Origin of the sequence: Thalassotalea sp. G20_0 (assembly GCF_017744175.1) — a bacterium.
GTDB lineage: Bacteria > Pseudomonadota > Gammaproteobacteria > Pseudomonadales > Endozoicomonadaceae > Endozoicomonas.
Genome location: NZ_JAGHQV010000141.1, coordinates 1 through 2,719 on the forward strand (window position 1 = coordinate 1; position 2,719 = coordinate 2,719).

The 2,719-nt window shown below is 47.7% G+C and carries 2 protein-coding genes; both read left to right on the top strand.

The window, feature by feature from the left end; translation table 11 throughout:
- Positions 1-2,083, top strand: a 2,083-nt coding sequence (locus J7438_RS24995) for a DUF1601 domain-containing protein (protein WP_209278764.1), incomplete at its 5' end; no start/stop codon positions are given.
- Between the two features lie 53 nt (positions 2,084-2,136).
- Positions 2,137-2,719, top strand: a 583-nt coding sequence (locus J7438_RS25000) for a hypothetical protein (RefSeq protein ID WP_209278765.1), incomplete at its 3' end; no start/stop codon positions are given.

Below are 2,719 nucleotides of genomic sequence, written 5' to 3' on the forward strand. Positions count from 1 at the left end.
GGAAGTAGCCAACCTGGTGTGGGCCGTGGCGAAACTGGTGGACAACGGGCTGGTGGGGCTGGAGAAGACAGCGAAACTCAAAGAGGCCTTCGCTGCACTTTTGCCCCATGTAAAAACCAGAACCGAACCAAAAGGCTACTTCAAGCCACAGGAAGTGGTCAACCTGCTGTGGGCCGTGGCGAAACTGGTGGACCACGGGCTGGAGCTTGGGAAAACACCGCGGCTCAAAGAAACCGTTGCTGCGCTGTTGGCCCGGGTGAAAACCAAAGCCGAATCAAAAGAAGAGAGAGACCAGTTCAATACACAGGAAGTCACCAATCTGCTATGGGCCGTGGCGAAACTGTTGGACAACGGGCTGGAACTGGAAAAGATGGCAACGCTCAAAGAGACCGTGGTCGCGCTGTTGTCCCATGTGAAAACCAAAGCCGAATCAAAAGCAGGGAAATATCACTTCAACACTCAAGGCACTGCCAACCTGCTGTGGGCCATGGCAAAAATGGTGGACAATGAGCTGGAGAAAACACCGAAGCTCAACGAGGCGGTAGCCGCGCTGTTGCCCCTTGTAAAAACCAAAGCTGAATCAAAAGAAGAGAAAGACCACTTCAAGCCACAGGATGTCGCTAACCTGCTGTGGGCCGTAGCGAAACTGTTGGACAATGGGCTGGAGAAGACAGCGAAGCTCAAAGAGACTGTGGCCGCGCTGCTGCCCCATCTGAAAACCATAGCCGAATCACAACAAGAGAAAGACCGCTTTATTCCTCAGCATATCGCCAATCTGCTGTGGGCTGTGGCGAAACTGGTCGAAAACGGGCTGGAGCTGGAGAAGGCACCAAAGCTCAAAGAGGCCGTCGACACGTTGTTGCCCTATGTGAAAACGATGGCCGAATCAAAAGAAGAGAGAGACCACTTCAAGCCACAGGAAGTCGCCAATCTTCTGTGGGCCATGGCAAAACTGGTGGATAATGGTCTGGAGCTGGAGAAGACACCGAAGCTTAAAGAGGCCGTGGCCGTGCTGTTGCTCCAGGTGAAAACCAGAGTCGAATCAAAAGAAGAGAAAGGCCACTTTATTCCTCAGCATATTGCCAACATGGTGTGGGCCGTGGCGAAACTGGTGGACAACGGGCTGGAACTGGACAAGATGGCAAAGCTCAAAGAGACTGTGGTCGTGCTGTTGTCCCATGTGCAAACCAAAGCCGAATCAAAAGAAGAGAAAGACCACTTTATTCCTCAGCAGATCACCAACCTGTTGTGGGCCGTGGCAAAACTGGGTGATGCCATTGAGCTGAAACTGGTTAAATCTACGTTCGCTTCTCTTGTCGGCAGACTCTGTGAAAACCCTCAGCTCTCTCAGCAAAATATATCGATCTCTCTCTGGGGAGTCATGGTGTTCTGTGCCAGGTCTTATCTGTACTTTGGTGACGATAATAAAAACGCCCTTGAAAAGTACATAGATGAACTGTTTTCTCGTCTGGAAAGTCCATCCCCATGCACAGAGTTTTCATGCGTCACTGCCATGGCCGCAAGTTGGCTTGGGAGAGCGTGTCCGGTGGCCCCCCATTACCAGACAATCACTTCACAATCTCAATCCACCTTACGCGATCAACTCCAGTCAAGCTTTCCGTCTTTGCAGATTGAAGAAGAAAAGAGTCTGAACTCGCTACCTCCGGTTGACCTGTTACTGCCAGATTACAACATGGTGATCGACGTTCAGGGACCTTCTCATTACGTGTGTGGTGATTTCAAAACCAGGAATGGTTCGACTTTATTGAAAGTCGCCCTGCTGAAAAAATTAGGATTTGAGGTCATTGAAATTCCGGTGAACAAGCTTTGGAAGCAGGATTCAATGACAAGAGTTATTGAGCAAATAAAGACAAAGTTGGCCGTCTCGCCAGAGGCCCATGGCTCTGTGTCACTTAGCAGCGGCGACTGGGTGGTAGATGATGCATATTTTACTGCTGATGAAGGAGCGCAATTTTCGGATGACTGTTATTTTACCGCTGAAGAATATTTAGAAGAGCAAATAAATAAACCCAAAAAGAGAAAAAGGAAGAGAAAAAAGCCAGTAAAAACTAATGCCTGTTGATGCCGCAGAGTAGTCTACATTTCATATTTCCCATGAATTAATGAAATATAATTATGGACAAAGGTGGTGCTGGTATAAGTTGGACATGCACAACATCAGGTAATGATTATAATCAATCGGATGACCATACCGGTGTTTCAGGGAGTGGGCGATACAGGTATGGCACAGTGAGGCGGACGAATACTCCATTCCCCTATATCCCGGAGCGTCATGAATTTTATCCTGCTTCTGACGCCTGCTCTGGTAACAATCCACCGAGACATTCAATAAAACCTGTTCAGGATTTTAATGCTCTTATCACACAAGAAAGAATGGATTACCTGATGAGGATATCTACTCATTATGGTGATCGCTATAACGGGAAAAAACACAGTCAATTTGCCTGCTCAATCAAACAATACACATCAAGGTCAAAAAGACCATTAAATCACAGTGAACAACAGCAACTGATACCATTGTTGAACGATTTTAAAGCGACGTCCGGGTGGCCATGGCGAAGCCTGACGACAACGCTTCATTCATTTACTTCAGCGGGTGTTTTTACCCCTCATAAATACATGAATGAGGGAAGTAAGGAAACTCAGGCAGCTTTATTGTCAACTTTACTTGATGCAGTAATACTTAAGGGCAACCAAA